This is a genomic window from Nocardia acididurans, assembly GCF_016741815.1.
Taxonomy (GTDB): Bacteria; Actinomycetota; Actinomycetes; order Mycobacteriales; family Mycobacteriaceae; genus Nocardia; species Nocardia acididurans.
The window spans coordinates 242,785-263,538 of record NZ_JAERRJ010000007.1 but is presented as its reverse complement, the minus strand read 5'-3'; the positions used below and the strand labels follow the sequence as shown (position 1 = coordinate 263,538).

Annotated in this window: 20 protein-coding genes; 11 read left to right on the top strand and 9 right to left on the bottom strand. The window is 68.1% G+C overall.

Going from position 1 to position 20,754, the window contains the following annotated elements; all coding sequences use genetic code 11:
• Positions 1-19 precede the first annotated feature (19 nt).
• From def to JK358_RS19650, 3 genes are all read left to right on the top strand, one after another.
• The gene (gene def, locus JK358_RS19660; RefSeq protein WP_201949186.1) at positions 20-592 is read left to right on the top strand and encodes a peptide deformylase; all 573 of its coding nucleotides are present in this window, start codon (positions 20-22) and stop codon (positions 590-592) included.
• Positions 592-1,515, top strand: a complete 924-nt coding sequence (gene fmt, locus JK358_RS19655; RefSeq protein ID WP_201949185.1) for a methionyl-tRNA formyltransferase — start codon at positions 592-594, stop codon at positions 1,513-1,515. The genes def and fmt overlap by 1 nt, the downstream gene beginning before the upstream one ends.
• Positions 1,516-2,135: 620 nt before the next feature.
• Positions 2,136-3,446, top strand: a complete 1,311-nt coding sequence (locus tag JK358_RS19650; RefSeq protein ID WP_201949409.1) for an RsmB/NOP family class I SAM-dependent RNA methyltransferase — start codon at positions 2,136-2,138, stop codon at positions 3,444-3,446.
• A 228-nt stretch (positions 3,447-3,674) separates the two neighbouring features.
• Here the strand turns inward: JK358_RS19650 and JK358_RS19645 are convergent, their stop codons facing one another.
• Positions 3,675-4,466 (bottom strand): SigB/SigF/SigG family RNA polymerase sigma factor, encoded by a 792-nt coding sequence (locus JK358_RS19645; protein ID WP_201949408.1) that lies wholly within the window; start codon positions 4,464-4,466, stop codon positions 3,675-3,677.
• 128 nt (positions 4,467-4,594) lie between these two features.
• Positions 4,595-5,017: an ATP-binding protein gene (locus JK358_RS19640; protein WP_201949184.1), complete on the bottom strand. Its 423-nt coding sequence runs from the start codon at positions 5,015-5,017 to the stop codon at positions 4,595-4,597.
• 136 nt (positions 5,018-5,153) lie between these two features.
• Between JK358_RS19640 and rpe the strand changes: the two genes are divergently transcribed.
• On the top strand, positions 5,154-5,816 hold the full coding sequence (gene rpe / locus JK358_RS19635; protein WP_201949407.1) for a ribulose-phosphate 3-epimerase: 663 nt from the start codon (positions 5,154-5,156) through the stop codon (positions 5,814-5,816).
• Here the strand turns inward: rpe and JK358_RS19630 are convergent.
• Positions 5,805-6,251: a hypothetical protein gene (locus JK358_RS19630; protein WP_201949183.1), complete on the bottom strand. Its 447-nt coding sequence runs from the start codon at positions 6,249-6,251 to the stop codon at positions 5,805-5,807. The two genes, rpe and JK358_RS19630, sit on opposite strands and share 12 nt — an antisense overlap.
• A gap of 531 nt (positions 6,252-6,782) precedes the next feature.
• Between JK358_RS19630 and JK358_RS19625 the strand changes: the two genes are divergently transcribed.
• The 4 genes from JK358_RS19625 to JK358_RS19610 all read left to right on the top strand — a co-directional run bounded on the left by JK358_RS19625 (position 6,783) and on the right by JK358_RS19610 (position 9,858).
• Positions 6,783-7,409, top strand: coding sequence for a riboflavin synthase (locus tag JK358_RS19625; protein WP_201949182.1), 627 nt, complete (start codon positions 6,783-6,785; stop codon positions 7,407-7,409).
• 175 nt (positions 7,410-7,584) lie between these two features.
• A complete protein-coding gene (locus JK358_RS19620) occupies positions 7,585-8,844 on the top strand; it encodes a bifunctional 3,4-dihydroxy-2-butanone-4-phosphate synthase/GTP cyclohydrolase II (protein ID WP_201949181.1) in 1,260 nt (419 codons plus the stop codon).
• A 36-nt stretch (positions 8,845-8,880) separates the two neighbouring features.
• Positions 8,881-9,360, top strand: a complete 480-nt coding sequence (gene ribH / locus JK358_RS19615) for a 6,7-dimethyl-8-ribityllumazine synthase (protein ID WP_201949180.1) — start codon at positions 8,881-8,883, stop codon at positions 9,358-9,360.
• Between the two features lie 3 nt (positions 9,361-9,363).
• Positions 9,364-9,858 carry a PH domain-containing protein gene (locus tag JK358_RS19610; protein ID WP_232851549.1) on the top strand — a complete coding sequence of 165 codons (495 nt, stop codon included), beginning with the start codon at positions 9,364-9,366 and terminating at the stop codon, positions 9,856-9,858.
• A 56-nt stretch (positions 9,859-9,914) separates the two neighbouring features.
• On the opposite strand, the gene JK358_RS19605 is transcribed toward JK358_RS19610, so the two are convergent.
• Together JK358_RS19605 and JK358_RS19600 are read right to left on the bottom strand one after the other, a co-directional pair.
• Entirely contained in the window at positions 9,915-10,382 is a 468-nt protein-coding gene (locus JK358_RS19605; RefSeq protein WP_201949179.1) for an iron chaperone, read from the bottom strand.
• Between the two features lie 104 nt (positions 10,383-10,486).
• Entirely contained in the window at positions 10,487-12,463 is a 1,977-nt protein-coding gene (locus tag JK358_RS19600) for a gamma-glutamyltransferase family protein (protein WP_201949178.1), read from the bottom strand.
• A 306-nt stretch (positions 12,464-12,769) separates the two neighbouring features.
• Here JK358_RS19600 and JK358_RS19595 point away from each other — a divergent pair, with 306 nt between their 5' ends.
• Positions 12,770-14,239: an amino acid permease gene (locus tag JK358_RS19595; RefSeq protein WP_201949177.1), complete on the top strand. Its 1,470-nt coding sequence runs from the start codon at positions 12,770-12,772 to the stop codon at positions 14,237-14,239.
• Here the strand turns inward: JK358_RS19595 and JK358_RS40390 are convergent.
• From JK358_RS40390 to JK358_RS19580, 3 genes are read right to left on the bottom strand one after another with little or no spacing between them, the layout of a single operon-like run.
• Positions 14,188-15,567, bottom strand: coding sequence for a sensor histidine kinase (locus JK358_RS40390; RefSeq protein WP_307817623.1), 1,380 nt, complete (start codon positions 15,565-15,567; stop codon positions 14,188-14,190). The genes JK358_RS19595 and JK358_RS40390 overlap by 52 nt on opposite strands.
• The gene (locus tag JK358_RS19585) at positions 15,504-15,926 is read right to left on the bottom strand and encodes a response regulator (RefSeq protein WP_201949176.1); all 423 of its coding nucleotides are present in this window, start codon (positions 15,924-15,926) and stop codon (positions 15,504-15,506) included. The genes JK358_RS40390 and JK358_RS19585 overlap by 64 nt, the downstream gene beginning before the upstream one ends.
• A gap of 50 nt (positions 15,927-15,976) precedes the next feature.
• Entirely contained in the window at positions 15,977-16,648 is a 672-nt protein-coding gene (locus tag JK358_RS19580; RefSeq protein WP_307817622.1) for a response regulator transcription factor, read from the bottom strand.
• Between the two features lie 468 nt (positions 16,649-17,116).
• Here JK358_RS19580 and JK358_RS19575 point away from each other — a divergent pair, with 468 nt between their 5' ends.
• Positions 17,117-17,647, top strand: a complete 531-nt coding sequence (locus JK358_RS19575; protein WP_201949174.1) for a hypothetical protein — start codon at positions 17,117-17,119, stop codon at positions 17,645-17,647.
• Between the two features lie 55 nt (positions 17,648-17,702).
• Here the strand turns inward: JK358_RS19575 and JK358_RS19570 are convergent, their stop codons facing one another.
• Entirely contained in the window at positions 17,703-19,367 is a 1,665-nt protein-coding gene (locus tag JK358_RS19570) for an FAD-binding dehydrogenase (protein ID WP_201949173.1), read from the bottom strand.
• A 101-nt stretch (positions 19,368-19,468) separates the two neighbouring features.
• Here JK358_RS19570 and JK358_RS19565 point away from each other — a divergent pair, with 101 nt between their 5' ends.
• Positions 19,469-20,704 carry a winged helix-turn-helix domain-containing protein gene (locus tag JK358_RS19565; protein ID WP_201949404.1) on the top strand — a complete coding sequence of 412 codons (1,236 nt, stop codon included), beginning with the start codon at positions 19,469-19,471 and terminating at the stop codon, positions 20,702-20,704.
• Positions 20,705-20,754 lie beyond the last annotated feature (50 nt).

The following is a 20,754-nucleotide window of genomic DNA, read 5'->3' as shown; positions in this document are numbered from 1 at the left end:
GCGACCGGGAGAGTTGCCCGTGACCATCCAGCCTGTCCGCCTGTTCGGCGATCCGATCCTGCGCGCCCGCGCGGCGGAGGTCGAGACCTTCGACAAGGAGGTGCGCCAGCTGGTGACCGACCTGACCGACACCATGTACGAGAGCGGCGGTGTCGGCATGGCCGCCCCGCAGATCGGGGTCGGGCTGCGGGTGTTCGTGTACGACACGGGCGACGCGCAGGGGCATCTGATCAACCCGGTGTTCGAGGTGGTCGGCGAGGAAACGCAGACCGGACCCGAGGGCTGCCTCTCGATTCCGGGGGTGCGTGAGGATGTCACGCGCGCGCTGACGGTGATCGCGCGCGGCGTCGACATGGACGGTGCGCCAGTGGAATTCCGGGCCGAGGGCCTGCTGGCGCGCTGCGTGCAGCACGAGACCGATCATCTCGACGGAGTGCTGTTCCTGCAGCGGCTGGAACCGGCCACGCGTAAGGAGGCGATGCGCACCCTGCGCGAATCGTCTTGGTTCACACAGGGAATCACAGTGCTGGCCGCCTCCGAGCTCGGCGGACGCCGCCGGGCCGGCGCGGGTGCACAGGAACGGGGTCGCTGATGCGTCTGGTCTTCGCGGGTACGCCCGAACCGGCGGTGCCGTCGCTGCGGCGACTCATCGAATCGGAGCGGCACGAGGTGGCGGCGGTGGTGACCCGGCCGGACGCGGTGGCCGGGCGCGGGCGCAAGGTCACCCGGTCGCCCATCGGCCGCCTGGCCGACGAACACGGCATCCCCGTGTTCACTCCCCGCAAGCCCTCGGAGCCCGAATTCGTCGAGCAGCTCACCGAATTGGCTCCCGACTGCTGCCCGGTGGTGGCCTATGGCGCGCTGCTGCCGGAGAATGTGCTCGGCATCCCCCGCCACGGCTGGATCAACCTGCACTTCTCGCTGCTGCCCGCCTGGCGCGGCGCGGCGCCGGTGCAGGCGGCCATCCTGGCCGGTGACGAGATCACCGGCGCCTCCACCTTCGTGATCGAGAAGGGCCTCGACACCGGCCCCGTCTTCGGCACCATGACCGAGAAGGTCCGTGTCACCGATACGGCGGGCATCCTGCTGGATCGCCTCGCCGAAAGTGGCGCGCAGCTGCTGGAATCCACCCTCGACGGCGTCGAAGCCGGTGCTCTGCAGGCGATCCCGCAGTCCCCGGACGGAATCTCCTACGCCCCCAAGGTCGAATCGGACTCCGCCCACATCCGCTGGGATCAGCCCGCCCTCGCCATCTCCCGCCGCATCCGCTCGGTCACCCCCGCCCCCGGCGCCTGGACCGAAATCGACGGCAAACGCCTCAAACTGGGCCCCGTCGAACTGGTGGAGGAATCCCTCCCCGAATCCACCATCGACATCCGCAAATCCGGCGTCTTCATCGGCACGGCCACCACCGCCGTCCGCCTGGTGGAAGTCCAGCCCCAAGGCAAGCGCATGATGCCCGCCCTCGACTGGGCTCGCGGCGCCCGCCTGGAGCCCGGCACGGTGATCGGATGACCCGCCCCGATCGGGACGACGACGACCGCCGCGGCGGCAAGCCCTCCCACGGCCGCACCGGCGATCAGCGCCAAGGCGGCAACAACCGCCGAAACCCAGCCCCCCGCACCGGCGGTACCGGCAACCGCAACGGCGGCTACTCCGACAGCGGCCGATCGCGCGCCGATGGGGGAGTGGGCCGCAAGAACTTCTCCGGCACCGAGCGTGGCCGCGGCAACACCTCCGGTCCCCGCAACGGCGACTCGAGGTCCGGATCGCCACGCCGCCAGTGGGACAGCGATCGTCGCACCGACCGCGATCAGCGACCCGATCGCACCTCGGACGCGGGCTTCGACCGTGGATCCGGCAGCGGCGGAGGATTCCGGCGCGGTGCCGGCTCGGATCGGCGCGATTCGGGTCAGCGGGGTGCTCGGGCCGGGGATCGTTCGGGCGGCGGCTCGCCGCGCGATCGTGACAGCAATGGTTTCGCGGGAGCGCGCCGCGGTGATTCGTCCGGCGACGGATTCCGTCGGCGGGGCGGCGACTCCGCCGCCGGTGGTTCCGGTTCCTCGCAGCGGAACGCCAAGGGTGGTGCGCGGCAGGGCAATCGGGGCGGGGACGCGGGCGATCCGGTGCGCCTGGTGGCTCGGGATGTGCTGCGGGCGGTGCGCGAACGCGATGCCTACGCGAATCTCGTGTTGCCGGGGATGCTGCGGGAGCGGCATGTCAGCGGCCGCGATGCCGCGTTGGCGACCGAGCTCGCGTACGGAGCCAGTCGGTCGCTGGGGTTGCTGGATGCGGTGATCGAGGCGGGGGCCGGGCGGTCGGTCGAGGAGATCGATGGTCCGCTGCTGGATGTGCTGCGACTGGGGACCTATCAATTGCTGCGGACTCGGATCGGGGCGCATGCGGCGGTCGATACGTCGGTGGCCTTGGCGCGCGGTGAGTTCGGACAGGGGCGCGCCGGGTTCGTGAACGCGGTGCTGCGGCGGGTCGCGGAGAAAACGACCGAGGAGTGGGTTCAGGAGCTCGCGCCCAAAGATCCGTTGGGGCACATGGCGTTCGAGTACGCGCATCCGGTGTGGATCGCGCAGGCGTTCGCGGATGCGCTGGGGGCTCGGGCGGGGGAGTTGAAGGAGGTGCTGGAGGCCGATGACGCGCGGCCCCTGGTGCATCTCGTCGCTCGGCCGGGTGAGATCAGTGCCGAGGAACTGGCTTTGGTGACCGGTGGGGAGGAAGGCCGCTGGTCGCCGTACGCGGTGTATCTGGAGGGTGGGGATCCGGGGAAGCTGGAGCCCGTGCGCGAGGGTATGGCCGCCGTACAGGACGAGGGCAGTCAGCTTGTGGCGCTGGCGGTTACGCGTGCGCCGCTCGACGGTCCCGATGGTGGCCGCTGGCTGGATCTGTGTGCCGGACCGGGCGGTAAGACCGCGCTGCTGGGCGCGCTCGCCGATATCGACGGGTTCCGCGTGGACGCGGTGGAACCGGCCGAGCATCGAGCAGAGCTGGTGCGCAAGGCCACGCACGGTATGCCGGTGCAGGTTCATGTCGCGGACGGCCGCGACAGCGGACTCGAACCCGGCTACGACCGCATTCTCGTGGACGCGCCGTGCACCGGTCTCGGTGCGCTGCGGCGCCGGCCCGAGGCGCGCTGGCGGCGGCAGCCGTCGGACGTGCGGGAGCTGGTCACCCTGCAGCGGGAATTGCTCACCGCCGCTTGGGATCTGCTGCGGCCCGGGGGCGTGGTGGTGTACTCCACCTGCTCGCCGCATCTACCGGAGACCGTGTCGGTGGTGGCCGATGTCGCTCGCCGGACGGGCGCGCAGCAGCTCGACTCCCGCGAATTGCTGCCTGGCGTACCGGAACTCGGTGACGGTCCGGGCGCGCAGCTGTGGCCCCATCGGCACGGCACGGACGCCATGTTCCTCGCGGCACTGCGCAAACCGCTGTAGCACCGGCCCTGTTCGAGCTCCCGTGCGGCCGGAGGGAATGGCCGCCGGAGCTCGACCGCAGGCCGCGGGGCAGGGCCGATTCACGCCTCCGAAACCCGAGGTCGTCCCGATTGTCGGATCTGCTAATAATACCTACACGCGGATATGCGCATCTATGCATTGGATGCGCGCATGTCACCCCGCAGGGAGGTGAATGCCTGGAGGTCGGGGGGCTACCGGCGACCGGAGCTACTCGCGCGCCGATTGCTCCCGCAGCCGCGCAAGGGTTTTCGACAGAATCCGGGACACGTGCATCTGCGAGATCCCCATCTGCTGAGCGATCTGCGTCTGCGTCATGGATTCGAAGAACCGCATGGTGAGGATGCGGCGTTCCCGTTCGGGCAGCCCGGCGAGCAGCGGCCTGATCGCCACATACTCCTCGACCCGGTCGAACTGCGACTCCTCCTCGCCGAGGGTGTCGAGCAGCGACGCCTCGGTATCCCGCCCGACCGACACCGCGTCGATCGAACTGGGCTGGTACGCGTTTCCCGCGATGACCGCCTGCGTCACCTCGTCCGGATCGATCCCGAGTTCGGCCGCGATCTCCTTGGCGGTGGGGGAGCGCCCCAGCTGTTGCGACAGCGCGTCGATGGCCGACCCGATGCGCAGGTGAGTTTCCTTGACCCGGCGCGGAACTCGCATGGCCCAGGTGTTGTCGCGGAAGTACCGCCGGACCTCGCCCATGATGGTCGGCACGGCGAAGGACAGGAAGTTGGATCCGCGGCTGATGTCGAATCGGTCCACCGCGTGCACCAGCCCGACCCGCGCCACCTGGGTGAGATCGTCGAACGGCTCGCCGCGCCCGCTGAACTTGCGGGCGATGTGGTCGGCGAGCGGAATGCACCGGTTGATCAGTTCGGCCCGCAGCACCGAGCGCCGAGACGAGTCGGGCCCGACGGCCGCGAGTTCCTCGAACAGCGCGGTGACGTCGTCGTATCCGGAGACGCTGCGGGCGACCTCGTCGGCTTCCTCCGCGTCGATGGTTTCCTCGGCGTCGGCTTCTTCGTCGGTGGTGTCCCGTTCCTCGGGCGGATCGGGTTGTGGCTGGGCCGGGTCGGCCGGGGTTTCCGGTGCTTCGGGGGATTCGAACACTTTTTCCTCGCCCGTCACTAGGCCTTCCCCCGGACCCGCCGGAACTCGACCGTCGTGGGGTATCCGGAGACCGCGGGATCGTAGGGGCCCTGACCGGTTTTCACTTCATCGGTGAGGGTCCGCAGTACGTGCCAGCCGAAGCTGCGCTGATCCGGTAGCCCTTCGGTGCTCGCGATGCCGCTGACGCGGACCACGAGATCGGTGTCGCCGACGATGAACCGGCACTGCAGGGTGGTGCCGGGTGCGGCGACCGAGATGACGGTGGAGGCGGCCTCGTCGACGGCGAGCCGGATGTCGGCGACTTCGTCGAGTGTGAAATCACTGAGCAGCACCAGTGTTTCGGCGAGTCCGCGCACGATGGGCAACTGGGAGACGGATGCCGCGACACCGATCTCGACCGGTGTGGCGCGCAACCCTTGTTCCGCCGAAATATTGATCACCCTGAAGAGGCTACCCATTCCGGCGTGCCGCAATCAGCTCAATGGGTGTGTTCGACCGCTACCCGGTCGCGAACGGGGTGCCGATACACTGCCGACTGTGTGCACCTCTTCCTCCCCCTTTCACCGGCCGGCGCCGATGATCGCCCCGTCCATCCTGTCCGCCGATTTCGCGAATCTGGCCAGCGAGTTGAAGGCCATCGAGGGGTCGGACTGGGTGCACGTGGATGTGATGGACAACCACTTCGTCCCGAATCTGACGCTGGGTCTGCCTGTGGTGCAGAGCATTCTGAAGGCGACCGACATTCCGGTGGACTGCCACCTCATGATCGAGAACCCGGAGCGCTGGGCGCCCGGCTACGCGGAGGCGGGCGCCTACAACGTCACCTTCCATGCCGAGGCGACCGACAATCCGATCGCGGTGGCGCGTGATATCCGGGCCGCGGGTGCGAAGGCGGGGCTGTCGGTGAAGCCGAACACTCCGATCGAGCCGTACCTGGAGATCCTGCGCGAGTTCGACACCCTGCTGGTGATGAGTGTCGAACCCGGTTTCGGCGGACAGTCTTTCATCGCGCATGTGCTGGACAAGGCCAAGCAGGTGCGCCGTCTGGTGGATGCCGGCGAGCTGCGCCTGGTGGTGGAGATCGACGGCGGCATCAATATGGACACCATCGAGCAGGCCGCCGAGGCGGGGGTGGACTGCTTCGTCGCCGGTTCCGCCGTGTACGGCACTGCGGACCCGGCCGCGACCGTGGAAGCCTTGCGGCAGAAGGTGATCGCGGTCGAGCGGTCAGCGGTGTAGCAGTGCTTCGATAACGGATTCCAGCGGCGGGACCGTGTTCACGGTCTCGGGTGGCTGGATCCAGGTGCGGTAGCCCGTCCGCTCGTCGTCGGCGGATGGGAGCACGACCTGTGCTCCGGTGCACGCGACGGTGGCGTAGAGGCGGAACAGCGCGGCGGATTCGGCTTTGCCGAGTCCTTCCGCGCGAGCGGGGCCGGTGATGAAGGTCCAGCGTCGTGCCCGGGGATGGTGTACGACCGGTCCGGCGAGTTCGGCCTGTGCCAGACACTGCTGTACCCGCTCGCCGAGTTCGGCCGGCATGGTGATGGCGCCGTAGCGGCTGCCTATCTCGAGCAGGATGTGTCGTGACGTCGGATCTATCGATGCCGGCAGGTGAAATTCGCGACGGTACTGCACACAGCGAACTTCGAGTGTCGAATCGAGAAGCGTGGTCACGCTGCACTCCCAAATATGTTGATGTCCAACTGGATCCGACCCGCGCGGGGTCCAACCTTCCTTCGGTCTGACTTGCTGCGATGCACACCGCGACCATGGCGGCGGCGGGGCGTGAAGACGGTTCTGCGTTGAACTGCTTGCGGAGAAGTTGAACTGTAGGAATCAGCTGCATAACAATCTTGCGACCATTTTTGTCTCCGCGCAAGATTTTGGTGTAAGCGAGTCGTGGATTGGGTACTGCGAGGCGTTTGCGACGCGTCCGGCAATTCGGGAAGTCGGGAAATGCATACCTTTCAATTGGCAATTCCGGGTAATTCGGACAATGTTGCGTATGCATGGTCGGCTATCGCCGGATTCCGAAAGATGTCCGGTATCGAACTCTCCAGAGAACAAGGCCACATGTCGCCTACGACCCGGCGTCGTTAGGCTGGTGGCAGTAGCCGCCGCGCCCGGGGAATCTCCCGGCCACCGCGGCTGTTGGCGCAAGCGGTGGGCCGGTGCACGGCCCGTTCGGAGAGGGAGAGGCAGGGCATGTTCACAGGCATCGTCGAGGAGCTGGGCGAGATCGTCGGCACCGAGCAGTTGGCCGACGCGGCCCGGCTCACCATCCGCGGCCCCAAGGTGACCTCCGATGCCGGGCACGGTGATTCGATCGCGGTCAACGGCGTCTGCCTGACCGTCGTGGACGAGCAGGTCGCCGGCGACACCTTCACCGTGGACGTCATGGGTGAGACGCTCAATCGCTCCAGCATCGGCGCGCTCGGCGTCGGCTCGCGCGTGAACCTCGAGCGCGCCGCGGCGATCAACAGCCGCCTCGGCGGCCACATCGTGCAGGGCCACGTCGACGGCACCGGCGTCATCGTCGCCCGCACCCCCCACGAGAACTGGGAGGTGGTGCGAATCTCGCTGCCCGACAAGCTGGCTCGCTACGTCATCGAGAAGGGCTCGATCACCGTCGACGGTATCTCGCTGACGGTGTCCGCCGTGGGCGTCGCCGACGATGCCCACACCGACGGCAGCAAGGACTGGTTCGAGGTCTCCCTCATCCCGACCACCCGCGAACTCACCACCCTCGGCACCTCGCCGGTGGGCACCGTCGTGAATCTGGAGGCGGATGTGATCGCCAAGTACGTCGAACGGCTCGTCCAGCGCGGCTGACACGCAAGGTTCGCGGCCGGCTCGGTCTGGACTGACGGAGCGGAGGAGCGAAGCGGGGGAGCGGAGGAGGGAAGACCGAGCTTGCAGGCCGCGAACCCGCGACGCCGGAGGCGGCGCAAATTAGACACTGCCTTACTGTAGGTAGGCACCTAATTCGAGATGGAGCACAACAGACGTGACCAGGTTCGACACCATCGAGCGCGCAGTCGCCGACATCGCCGCCGGTAAGGCGGTTGTCGTCGTCGACGACGAGGGCCGTGAGAACGAGGGCGACCTCATCTTCGCGGCGGAGAAGGCGACCCCCGAACTCGTGGCCTTCATGATCCGCTACACCTCCGGTTACATCTGTGTACCGCTCACCGGTGAGGACTGTGACCGGCTGGGCCTGCCGCCCATGTACGCGGTGAACCAGGACAAGCACGGCACCGCCTACACCGTGGCCGTGGACGCCCGCGAGGGCATCACCACCGGCATCTCGGCCGCCGACCGCGCCACCACCATGCGCGTGCTCGCCGACCCGCAGGCCAAGGCCGAGGATCTGACCCGTCCGGGTCACGTGGTTCCGTTGCGCGCCAAGGACGGTGGCGTCCTACGCCGCCCCGGCCACACCGAGGCCGCCGTGGATCTCTCGCGCATGGCCGGCCTGAGCCCGGCGGGCGTGATCTGCGAGATCGTCAGCCAGAAGAACGAAGGCGATATGGCGCGCACCGAGGAGCTGCGCATCTTCGCCGACGAACACGATCTGGCGCTCATCTCCATCGCCGACATGATCGCCTGGCGGCGCAAGCACGAGAAGCATGTCGAGCGCATCGCCGAGGCGCGCATCCCCACCGGCCACGGCGAGTTCCGGGCACTGGGCTACCGCAGCGCCTACGACGACTCCGAGCATGTCGCCCTGGTGATGGGCGATATCCCCGGCGTGAACGGCAAGGGCGAGGACGTGCTGGTGCGCGTGCACTCGGAATGCCTGACCGGCGATGTATTCGGTTCGCTGCGCTGCGACTGCGGCCCGCAGCTGGACGCCGCGCTCGAGATGGTCGCCAAGGAGGGCCGCGGCGTCGTGCTCTACATGCGTGGTCACGAGGGTCGCGGTATCGGTCTGATGCACAAGCTGCAGGCCTACCAGATCCAGGACGAGCGCAAACTCGACACCGTGGACGCCAATCTCGAGCAGGGCCTGCCCGCCGACGCGCGCGATTACGGTACGGGCGCACAGATTCTCGTGGATCTCGGCATCTCGTCGATGCGCCTGCTGACCAACAATCCGGATAAGCGCGCCGGGCTCGAGGGCTATGGTCTGAGCATCACCGAGCGGGTGCCGATGCCGCTGCGCGCGAATTCGCACAATCTGCACTACCTGCGCACCAAGCGGGATCGGATGGGCCACGACCTGGTCGGTCTGGACGATCTCGATCTCGGCGAAACCGCCAACTAGACAACCTCGAACAGATAACGGGAAGGGCGTACACCGATGAGCGGTACGGGCGTACCGACATTCGAGCTCGCGGATGCCAAGGATCTCAAGCTGGGGATCGTGGCCTCGCGCTGGCACAGCGAGGTCTGCGACGCGCTGGTCTCCAATGCCGAGAAGACCGCACGCGACGCGGGGGTCGCCGACATCACCGTGGTGCGGGTCGCGGGCGCGATGGAGCTGCCGGTGGTGGCGCAGGCGCTGGCTCGCACCCATGACGCCGTGGTCGCCCTGGGCGTTGTAGTGCGTGGTGGGACACCGCATTTCGAGTACGTCTGCGATTCGGTGACCGCCGGGCTGACCCGGGTGTCGCTGGACGAGAGCACCCCGGTCACCAATGGCGTGCTCACCGTGAACACCGAGCAGCAGGCCCTGGATCGTGCGGGCCTGCCCGGCTCGATCGAGAACAAGGGCGAGCAGGCTGCCGCGGCGGCCCTGGACGCCGCGCTCACCCTGCGCGAGCTCGCCCAGACGGTCTGACGCATGTCCGGGGAGACCGAATTGCCTGCCGCACAGTCGAATCCCGCGACCGCCACCGGGATGTGGGATCTGGAAGTGCGGCCGCGTCACGCGATTCTCACCGTCCGCATCGTGGCCGTCGTGATCGCCGCCTTCTTCATCTTCGGTGGCATCGTGCTGCGCAACGGTTCGACCGGCGTGAACTTCCGGTTCGCCGATCAGATCGGCATGTGCCTGATCGGCCTGCTGCTGGCCGGTGGCGTGCTGCTGCTGAGCCGGCCGCGGGTGCGGGTCGGCGCGCGCGGGGTCGAGGTGCGGAACATCCTGAGCGACAACCACTTCCAGTGGCAGGACATCCGCGGCATCTCCTTCCCGGACAAGAAGTCGTGGGCGCGGCTGGAACTCGTGCACGACGAGTACGTGCCGATGATGGCCATCCGCTCCAATGACAAACTCCGCGCGGCCGCGGCCATGGACCGCTTCCGTGAACTGGGCGCGAAGTACAGCGGCGAGAACTGAGTCTCACGAGGAAGGCCGGGTGACCATGAGTGGTCACCCGGCCTTCACGGTATCCGTCAGCCGACGGCCCGCTTCACCAGCTCGGTCAGCCGCGCGGCATCGGCGTCGGTGAGTTCGGTGAGGGCGAAGGCGGTGGGCCACATGGTGCCGTCGTCGAGGTGGGCGGCGGCCTCGAAGCCGAAGGTCGCGTAGCGCGCCTGGAATTTGGACGCGGCCTGGAAGAAGCACACGAGCTTGCCGTCCTTGGCGTAGGCGGGCATGCCGTACCAGGTCTTGGGCGTCAGCTCGGGTGCGGCGTTCAGCACGACCCGGTGCACTCGCTGGGCCAGCGATCGATCCGGCTCCGGCATCTCCGCGATCTTGGCCTGGACATCGGCCTCCCCGTCGGCCTTGGTGGTCTTGCCGCGCCGGGCCGCCTTCTTCAGCTCGGCGGCATGCTCCTTCATCGCGGCCCGCTCATCGGCCGAGAACGAGGCCGACGGCGTGCTCTTGCCGGCGCGGGTGGATTTCTTGGCCTCGCTCATCACGTCTCCTCCTGTCTGGGTGCGGTGCGATCGTTTCTCAGCCTAAGTGCGCAGGTGGGACGGATGCTTCTTCGAAACTGATCGATCTCCGGTGTCGTCGGGCGCTATTCGGTGTCGCCCATGACGGCGCCTTCGCGGCGGGGGTCCGCGCCGCCGATGAGGCCGTCGTTCTCGGTGGCCAGGACGGACAGGCCGCTGGATTGCGGGGCGACCGAGACCTGGTGGCCCTTGGCGATCAGGGCTTGGACGAGGGGGTCGTTCTTGCCGCCGTCGGTGGGGTCGATATTCGGGTTCTCGCCGCCGACGTTGGTGGTGGGGGAGTTGCCCGCGCCGAAGGAGACGAGGGAGACGGCCTGCTGCGGGTTGAGGCCCCAGTCGAGCATGCCGACAAGGGATTTCAGGACGAACTGGATGATGACCGAGCCGCCGGGGGAGCCGGTGACGTGGGTGAGGGCGGCGCGGGAGCCGTCGGGGTTCAGGTCGAAGACGAGGGTGGGGGCCATGGAGCTGCGCGGGCGTTTGCCGGGTTCGAGGCGGTTGGCGACCAGGTTGCCGTCCTTGCCCACCGGTTCGGCGGCGAAGTCGGTGAGCTGGTTGTTGAGGACGAAGCCGTCGACGAGATGGAAAGAGCCGAAGGCGGATTCGACGGTGGTGGTCATGGTGGCGGCATTGCCGTAGCTGTCGATGATGGAGATGTGGCTGGTGCCGTGCTCGGGCGGCTGCGGGCCGGTGCCGAGCGGGACGGGGCCGAAATCGCCGGGCTGGGCGGTGCCCATGCTGCGATCGGGGTTGATCAGGCCCGCGCGCTGTTTCAGGTAGTCGGGGTTGAGCAGGGTTTGCGGCGAGTTGCCGGGCAGCGGGACGAAATCGGAGTCGGCGATGTACTTGTCGCGGTCGGCGTAGGCCAGCCGCTCGGCTTCCGAGATGAGGTGTACCGCTTCGGGTTTGGGCTCACCGCCGTTGCGGGCGGTGGTGCCGTCGCCGCTGGTGTCGTCGGGGCGCAGCGCGGCCAGATCGAAGTTCGAGAGGATGCCGAGGGTGGCCGCGACGGTGATGCCGCCGGAGGACGGGTTGGGCATGCCGCACACCTGATGGGTGCGGTAGGGGGTGCACAGCACGGTGCGCTTCTTGGTCTCGTAGCTCGCCAGATCGTCGAGGGAGATCAGGCCCGGGGTGCGGCCGCCGGTGGTGTCGGCGGTGGCGTCGACGATATCGGCGGCGATGGCTCCGGTGTAGAAGGCGTTCGCGCCGTCGGTGGCCAGGGTGCCGAGGGTTTTGGCGTAGGCGGGGTTCACCAGGGTGGTGCCCTCGTCCTTGGGGGTGGTGCCGTCGGCCTGCAGGAAGTAGGTGCGGGCGTTCTCGTCGCGGGCGAGATCCTTTGCCGATTCCGCGATTTGGGCCGCGAGCCGCGGGCTGATCGGGAAGCCCTGATCGGCGAGGCTGGTGGCGGGGCCGAAAAGGTCTGCCCAGGGCTGTTTTCCGTGTTCGCGATGGGCGGTCTCGAGCAGTCGCAGGACGCCCGGTACGCCGATGGAACGGCCGCTGGCGCGCGCATTCGGTTGCGGCGCGGTGCGATCGGCGTCGCTGACCCAGCGCAGGTAGTCCTGGGTGGCGGCCTTCGGGGCGGTTTCGCGGCCGTCGTAGGCGTCGACGGTGCCACCGGCCCTGTCGTAGTAGAGCAGGAACGCGCCGCCGCCGATACCGGAGGACTGCGGTTCCACCAGTCCGAGCACGGTCTGCGCCACGATCAGGGCGTCGGCCGCGGTGCCGCCGTCACGCAGCACCCGGCAGGCGGCCTCGGTGGCCAGCGGGTTGGCGGTGGAGACGGCGAAGGTGTCGCTGCGCACCGGTGTCATGCCGGTGCGGTAGCCGCTGGTGATCTCGGGTCGCAGCCGGATGTCGGCGGTGGTCGTCGCGGTGGCGGTGCTGCTCGCGCGCGGGGTGACCAGGGTGCCGTTGGTGGAGGCGGTGCAGGTCGCGTGTCCGCCGCCGCTGTCGGAGGAGCAGGCCGTGGCCGCCCCGACCAGAAGCAGCAGGGTGGCGGCCGCGCCGCCCCAGATGTGCCGTCGCGTGCGCCTCATTCTGGGACTCTAACGCCGGTCGGCCGGGTGAGGGCCGGTTTGATCGCTCTACCGGTGTGGTTTGTCCGGATACCGCCAGCCCTGATCAACCGGCCACCGTCGGCTACTGCCCAGATTCTGGAATAGCCGCAGGTGAGCACGTTCAGCGCTCAGGCGGCAATTGATGGGATGCATTACTCCACGACACCGTCGCGGACGGCATTGTGCAGCCTTCTCGTGCAGGTCGGAGAGCCGATGTGGTTCTCAGCAAATTGCAAGGTAACCTCACAACGCCTCACTACACGATTGCGGAGGGTTAACCGGCGTATGACCGAAATCCGGACACAGGCCACGAACCTCACTGCCGAGGACAGCGGGTATCACAAAGCCCTCAAGCCCCGGCAGCTGCAGATGATCGCCATCGGCGGTGCCATCGGAACCGGCCTGTTCCTCGGCGCGGGCGGACGCCTGCACAGCGCCGGGCCGTCGCTGTTCCTGGTCTACCTGGTCTGCGGCATCTTCGTCTTCTTCATTCTGCGCGCCCTGGGCGAACTGGTGCTGCACCGCCCGTCCTCGGGCTCGTTCGTCTCCTACGCGCGCGAATTCTTCGGCGAGAAAGCCGCCTTCGTAGCCGGCTGGATGTACTTCCTGAACTGGTCCATGACCGGCATCGTCGACACCACCGCCATCGCCACCTACCTGCACTACTGGGGTCCGTTCCAGCCTGTGCAGCAATGGATTCTGGCGCTGGGCGCACTGGTCATCGTGCTCGGCATCAACCTGGTCTCGGTGAAGTGGTTCGGTGAGATGGAGTTCTGGGCCGCCATGATCAAGGTGGTCGCCCTGGTCACCTTCCTGGTGGTCGGCACCATCTTCTTCGCGGGCCGCTTCGAGATCGACGGCCAGGCCACCGGTTTCGGCATGGTCGCCGACGCGGGCGGCTGGTTCCCCACCGGCGTGCTGCCGCTGATCACCGTCACCTCCGGTGTCGTATTCGCCTACGCCGCAGTCGAAATGGTCGGTATCGCCGCCGGTGAGACGGAGAACCCGGCCAAGATCATGCCGCGCGCCATCAACTCGGTCATCATGCGTATCGCGGTGTTCTACTGCGGTTCGGTGATCCTGCTGGCCCTGCTGCTGCCCTACACCGACTACGCCGCCGGGGAGAGCCCGTTCGTCACCTTCTTCTCCAAACTCGGTGTGGCGCACATGGGTTCGATCATGAACTTCGTGGTGCTCACCGCGGCGCTGTCCAGCCTCAACGCAGGTCTCTACTCCACCGGCCGCATCCTGCGCTCGATGGCCATGAACGGCTCCGCGCCCACCTTCACCGCGCGCATGTCCAAAGCCGGTGTGCCCTACGGCGGCATCCTGCTGACCAGCGCCATCGCCCTGTTCGGCATCTGGCTCAACTACATCGTGCCCGAGCAGGCCTTCGAGATCGTGCTGAACGTGGCCTCGCTGGGCATCCTGGCCTCGTGGGCGACCATCGTGCTGTGCCAGCTCAAGCTCTGGTACTGGTGGAAGCAGGGGCGCATGGAGCGCCCGTCGTTCCGGATGGCCGGTGCGCCCTACACCGGTATCGCGACGCTGGTGTTCTTGTTCGCGGTGCTGGTGCTCATGGCCTTCGACAAGCCGGTCGGCACCTGGACCGTCGGCAGCCTGGTGATCATCGTTCCGGCGCTGGCCATCGGCTGGTTCTTCGCCAAGAAGCGGGTGCTGGCCATCGCCAAGATGCGCGAGGGCTACACCGGCGAGTTCCCGGTGATCCGCCCGATCTCCTCCGACGACCAGTAGCGCGGTTGCGCGGCGGCGGGTGGACCGGACTGCGGCGCACCCGCCGATTCGCCTGTGCGCCCGGCCGATTCGAGTGGCCGGGCGGGCACGGTCGCGGTGACGCGGGTGCCCGCGCCCGGCGCGGAGCGCACGCTCAACGTGCCGCCGATGACCGCGAGCCGATCGGTCATGTTCGTCAGCCCCGCGCCCGAACCCGTTGTCGCGGAATCGAATCCGTACCCGGTGTCGGCGACGATGACGGTCAGGGTCCGGGCGTCCTGGCGGGCCGTCACCGACACCCGCGCGTGCGGTCCGCCGTGCTTGGCCGCGTTCTGCAGGGCCTCGAGACAGCAGTAGTAGACCGCGGTCTCGATCTCGGTCCGGTAGCGGCCCAGCTCCTCGGTGTGCACCTCGACCGGAATCGGGCAGCGCGCCGCCGCCGCGGGCAGCGCCGCGCGTAATCCCCCCTGCGCCAACAGCACCGGATACAGCCCGTGCGCGAGCCGCCGGATCTCGGCGATGGCGGTCTGCAGCAGCTCGCCCGCCTCACCGAGCAGCTGCTCGCACTCCGGGTTCGCCCAGTGCCGCGCCAGTTGCAGCGTCACCGCCACCGCCACCAGATGCTGCTGCGCGCCGTCGTGCAGATCCCGTTCCAGCCGACGACGTTCCGCGTCGGTGGCCTCCACCAGCCGTGCCCGCGAGGCCGCGAGCTGTTCGGCGCGTTCGGCCAGCAGCCGCTGGGAGCTGGTGAGCGCCTGGGCATTGCTCCGCGCCGACCGGGCGACGGTGCCGAGGGTGTCGGCGGTGTGCCAGAGCACCAGCATGATCAGGATCGCCACCGCGGCCAGGCCCGCGAGCATCGCGTAGCGCGCGGGCAGCGGGGGATACTCCATCACCGGGATGGCGACCAGCGCCGAGGCCACCACACTGACCACCGTCACGCCCGCGAACCACGGCAGCCGCCGGCGCGCGACATAGGGCACCACGAAAATCGCGGGCAGCAGCGCCATCACCAGGTGCAGCGACAGGGTGGACGGCGTCAGATAGGACGAGGCGATACTCGAAACCCACACCAGCACAGCGATGGTCGTCACGGCGGTGGCGAAGCGGCCGTCGCGCACCAGTCGCAGCAGCCCGGCCAGGATGAGCCCGTCCACCAGCAGCATCGCGATCACCGTGACCGTCCACCAGTTCGGCCGCAGCCACAGCATGAGCAGCGCGAGGCCGAGCAGGAACACGGTATTGGCCAGCGCCGCGAAAACGAACTGCCGCAGGCGTTTCCGGGTTATCTCGGCGGTGGGGTCCGGAACAGGCGTGAGCCGGTCGGCGGAATCAGATGGCGCCACCACCGGCTCAGCAGATCCGGGGTCAGGGCCTCCTTGTGTACGTAACCGCCTGCGCCGCACTGGGACACCTCTTCGGGTAGATCGGTCGTGTCGTAGGTCGACATGAGCAGCACCGCCATCTCGGGATGGCGGCCGCGAATCCGTCGCGTCGCCTCGATCCCGCCGATACCGGGCATATTGATATCCATCAGCACCAGGCCGGCCTCGCTGCCGTGCCGCCGCCGCATGAGTTCGAGCGCATCCTCACCACTCGCCGCCTCACCCGCCACCACGAACCCCGCGCTCGCCGAGACCACCGCCGCGGCTACCCGCCGAAACGCGGGGCGATCATCGACGATCCACACCCGCACGTCTGCAGTCATGGATGCCATGGTGCGCGCACACCCGACGGTACGAAAGGGTGCCTGCATCCCTACCTCGGTTGCGCGGCAAGGAACATCAGGACCGCGGTGACCCGCTGATCCAGGGCGGGATCGAGGGTGATGCCGAGCTTGGCGAAGATCGAGTTGATGTGCTTCTGCACTGCCCGCTGCGACAGCCCGAGCCGCCGCGCCACCACCTGATTGCTGCCGCCCAGCGCTATCTCACCGAGCACCTCCCGTTCGCGTGTGGTCAGCCGGTGCAGCGGATCGCTGTCCCGCCGGTTCGGCAGCAGGGCCTCCATGATGAGGGGATCGAGCACCGAACCGCCGTCGGCGACCACGTGCACGGCATTGAGCAGCTGGTCGAATCGTGCGATGCGCTCCTTGAGCAGGTAGCCGCGTCCGGCCGAACCGCCGTCGAGCAGGCCCGTGGCATAGGCGGATTCGGCGTAGTGGGTCAGCACGATGACGCCGGTCTCGGGCAGGCGGGTGCGCAGTTCGCGGGCCAGGCGCACGCCCTCGTCCGTGCCGGTGGGCGGCATGCGCACATCGGTGACGAGAATGTCGGGTCGTTGTCTGTGAACCATGTCCAGCGTCGAGTCGTAATCGGCGGCGACGCCGACCACTTCGATGGACGAATCCGTCGACAGCGCCCGGACGACGCTGTCGCGAATGAGCATCGAATCCTCGGCGACGACCACCTTCACGCCGGAAGCGTTCACAGTGTCCAAGGATCCCATGCGCGCCGCCCCCGCGACATGAGTAAGCGACTACCTCAATGTTCTTGTCCGAGTGGAGTGTGCCCCCGAAATCAGGGGGCCGAGGGTGCAGGCACCCCGGCCGAAGTGGTTCGCGCAGGCTGTTTCCGGAAGGTGCGGCAGCCGACCATTGATGCACCGGTGGTTTCCGGGGCGGTGGGGTCGGTGGTGTGGAGGGGACATCACCGCCTCGCGGCGGGCGGCGCGTCGGATCGGGCGCGGACAACGGAGTTCGCGATTCAACGGCGAACCGTTTTCCTTCTCGTCGCCGCGCGTGATGTGCCTGTGATCACAAACCGGTGATGAGGTTTCCGGCTGTGTCCATTGCCATAAGTGTCCTTCGGAGATTGTTCGACCTCCATTCACCTGGTTAGCGTCAAGGCGGCGCGTTCGCAGGGGGCGTGTCGCGGACAATGCTCGACGAGGAGTGCTGTGAGTACGCATTCGGCTGTGGTCGACGAGGTGGAGATCCCGTCGGCCGATGCGGAGAACGGTGGTCCTGCTTCGTTTTTCGAGCGGATCACCGCGGTGGTGGGGACAATGCGCCGTGATGGTTCCGAGATAGCGCTGCCCGTGAAAGTGCGCGAAACGCAGCTGGCGGCGCTGGCGACAACGGGTTTGGCGCTCGTGCACGGTGTGCTGGCGCTGATCGGCGGGCTGGACTGCCTGCTCGGCAGCCTCGGGCACTTCTTCGCCGCCTGGGTAACCGGCGGGGCCGCACTGCTTTTCGGGTTGCGCTCGCGCTGGGTGTGGGTGGCGGCGCTGGGGTTGACCAGCGCGCAGACCCTGCTCGGTGTGCTCACCCTGGTGTCGGCCGAAATGCCTACGGGGGTGGGGCCTTTCACCGTGCTGGCCGGGGTGATGGCCTCGGGCGTCGTGCTGGCGCTGCTGCTGCGCCGCGACTGCTACAGCTGGTTCGCCGCCGTGGACGCCGCGGCCGCGGGCGGCGAAGCCACGGCCTGAGACCCGAGATCCGGCCACGCGCAAGGGGTGCGGCCGGATTTCGGGACGGCGGTCGTCAGCGTGCGGCGCGCGCCATGGCCCGGCCCGCCGCGCGGCCGGAGAAGATGCAGCCGCCGAGGAAGGTGCCTTCCAGCGCGTTGTAGCCGTGCACGCCGCCGCCACCGAAACCGGCCACCTCACCGGCCGCGTACAGGCCCGCGAACGGACTGCCGTCGGGGCGCATGACCTGGGAGTCCAGATTGGTCTGCAAGCCGCCCAGCGTCTTTCGGGTGAGAACGTTGAGCCGGACCGCGATGAGCGGGCCGTGCGCCGGATCCAGGATGCGGTGCGGGGTGGCGACCCGGCCGAGTTTGTCGCCCAGGTAGCGGCGGGCATTGCCGATCGCCATCAACTGCGCGTCCTTGCTGAACTTGTGTTCGGCGTCGCGGTCGCGCGCCACGATCTGACGCTCGATGTCGGCGAAATCCAGATGCGGGCCCCGGGCGATCTTGTTCATCCCCGCCACCAGATCCGAGAGATTATCGGCGACAACGAAATCCACGCCGTGCTTCTTGAACGCTTCCACCGGACCGGGCGCGCCCTTGGCCACCCGGCTCTTGAGCGTGAGTTTCAAGTCCTTTCCGGTGATATCCGGATTCTGCTCCGATCCCGAGAGCGCGAACTCCTTCTCGATGATCGACTGGGTGAGAATGAACCATGAATAGTCGTATCCGGTCGACAGGATCGCCTTCATCGTCGAATTGGTGTCGAATCCCGGGAAACACGGTGCGGGCAGCCGCTTTCCATTCGCGTCGAACCACAGCGAGGACGGTCCCGGAATGATCCGGATGGCGTGGTCGGGCCACACCGGATCCCAGTTGTGGATGCCTTCGGTGTAGTGCCACATGCGATCCCGGTTCACGATGCGCCCGCCGGCCGCCTCGGTGATCCCCAGCATGCGCCCGTCCACATGCGCGGGCACGCCCGAGATCATGTGCTCCGGGCACGGACCCAGCCGGTCCACCGGCCAGTTGCGCCGGATCAGCTCATGGTTGTGGCCGATGCCGCCGGAGGACACCAGCACCGCCTTGGCCTGGAACTCGAAGTCGCCCACCACTTCCCGGGAGGATGCCACGCCCCGCTCGGTGCTGCTGGGCTCGAGCACGCTGCCGCGCACCCCGGTGACGGCGTCGCCGGTGGTGACCAGCTGATCCACCCGATGCCGGAACGCGAACCCGACCTGCCCGCGCTGCTCGGCCGCGAGTACCGGCTCCAGGAACACCCGCACCACCTCCGGCCCGGTGCCCCAGGTGAGATGGAAGCGCGGCACCGAGTTCCCGTGCCCGTCCGCGGTCGCGCCGCCCCGCTCGGCCCAGCCGACCAGCGGTGTCACCCGCAAACCGAGATCGAACAGATACTGCCGCTTCTCCGCGGCCGCGAACTCCACATACGCCTTGGCCCACTGCCGGGCCCACAGATCCTCGTCCTCCCGATCGAACCCGGCCGAGCCCATCCAGTCCTGCATGGCCAGCTCGAGCGAATCCTTCACCCCCAGCCGCCGCTGCTCGGGACTGTCCACGAAGAACAGCCCGCCCAGCGACCAGAACGCCTGCCCGCCGAGGTTGGCGCGGTTCTCCTGATCCAGGACGAGCACCTTGCGCCCGGCCTGGACCAGCTCATAGGTGGCGACGAGCCCGGCCAGCCCGGCTCCGACGACGATGACATCCGGGTTCTCGATCATGCCCATTTCCTAGGGTCGTAGAAACTCGATACACCAATGTATCGAACTTCTGTGTCGGTGGGACATGGCATGGTGCGAGTGTGCCGACTTCTCTCACCGGGATTCCGACCCTGACCGTCGCCGCGGCGCGTCGCACCGCGCTCGCCGCCCAGGGCTTCGCCGCGACCAGACCGAGCGGCCCGCCCACGCGGCGCACGCTGGCGAAGGTGCTGGAGAATACGCGGCTGCTCCAGCTGGATTCGGTCTCGGCGGTGGTGCGGGCGCACTACGCACCGATGTTCGCGCGCATCGGGGCCTACGACCGCGCGCTGCTCGACGAGTTCGCCTGGAGTCACAGCGCCAAGCGCCCGCGTCAGCTCATCGAGTACTGGGCGCACGAAGCCGCCCTGCTTCCGGTCCAGGACTGGCCCCTGATGCGCTGGCGTATGGAGCAGTACCGGCACGGGCGCTGGAACGGGATGCGGCAGGTGCTGGAACGCAATCCGCACCTGGCCGACGATGTGAAGAGCGTGCTGAAGGAGTTCGGCCCCAGCACGGCGGGCGAGGTCGAGCGGCACCTCGAGCTGGATCGCCCACGCGCCAAGGATCATTGGGGCTGGAACTACAGCGACACCAAGGTGGTGTGCGAGGCGCTGTTCGCCGCCGGTGAGGTGACGGTGCCGAAACGCGTGAATTTCCAACGCCATTACGACCTGACCGAGAGCGTCATCCCGGCCGATGTGCTGGCGCGCGAACACGACGAGGCAGACGCCGTGCGCGAACTGGTCCGCCGCGCCGCCGCGGCGCACGGCGTGGCCACCGAAACCGATCTACGCGACTACTACCGGCTCAAGCGCCCCCAGACCGAGCCCGCCATCGCCGATCTCCTGGCGGCGGGCGAGCTCGAACAGGTCAGGGTGGAAGGCTGGGACAAACCCGCCTACCTGCATCACACCGCGCGCACCCCGCGCCGGGTGACCGGTTCGGCGCTGCTGTGCCCGTTCGATCCGCTCATCTTCTTCCGGGATCGCACCGAGCGCCTGTTCGACTTCCACTACCGCATCGAGATCTACACCCCGGAGCACAAACGGGTGCACGGGTATTACGTCTTCCCGTTCCTGCTGGACGGCGAACTGGTGGCGCGCGTGGATCTGCGGGCCGAGCGGGGGAGCGGGCGACTGCTGGTGCCGGGCGCGTTCACCGAGTCCGGTCGCGAAAGCGCCCGTATCGCAGTCGAACTCGCGGCCGCGCTGCGGGAGATGGCGGAGTGGCTGGAACTCGACACCATCGAGGTGGGGGAGCGCGGCGATCTGGCGGCGGAGTTGCGGGGCGCGGTGGCCTCCGGCGTGCGGGTCTGAACGGACGCGATCCGTGGTCGCCCCGTCACCGACGGGACGACCACGCGAAT

Bases quoted from the DNA above. Each gene is read 5' to 3' on its own strand.
- fmt (WP_201949185.1), top strand. From the start codon at position 592: ATGCGTCTGGTCTTCGCGGGTACGCCCGAACCGGCGGTGCCGTCGCTG.
- rpe (WP_201949407.1), top strand. From the start codon at position 5,154: ATGATCGCCCCGTCCATCCTGTCCGCCGATTTCGCGAATCTGGCCAGC.
- JK358_RS19625 (WP_201949182.1), top strand. From the start codon at position 6,783: ATGTTCACAGGCATCGTCGAGGAGCTGGGCGAGATCGTCGGCACCGAG.
- ribH (WP_201949180.1), top strand. From the start codon at position 8,881: ATGAGCGGTACGGGCGTACCGACATTCGAGCTCGCGGATGCCAAGGAT.
- JK358_RS19610 (WP_232851549.1), top strand. From the start codon at position 9,364: ATGTCCGGGGAGACCGAATTGCCTGCCGCACAGTCGAATCCCGCGACC.
- JK358_RS19605 (WP_201949179.1), bottom strand. From the start codon at position 10,382: ATGAGCGAGGCCAAGAAATCCACCCGCGCCGGCAAGAGCACGCCGTCG.
- JK358_RS19600 (WP_201949178.1), bottom strand. From the start codon at position 12,463: ATGAGGCGCACGCGACGGCACATCTGGGGCGGCGCGGCCGCCACCCTG.
- JK358_RS19595 (WP_201949177.1), top strand. From the start codon at position 12,770: ATGACCGAAATCCGGACACAGGCCACGAACCTCACTGCCGAGGACAGC.
- JK358_RS19585 (WP_201949176.1), bottom strand. From the start codon at position 15,926: ATGACTGCAGACGTGCGGGTGTGGATCGTCGATGATCGCCCCGCGTTT.
- JK358_RS19570 (WP_201949173.1), bottom strand. From the start codon at position 19,367: ATGATCGAGAACCCGGATGTCATCGTCGTCGGAGCCGGGCTGGCCGGG.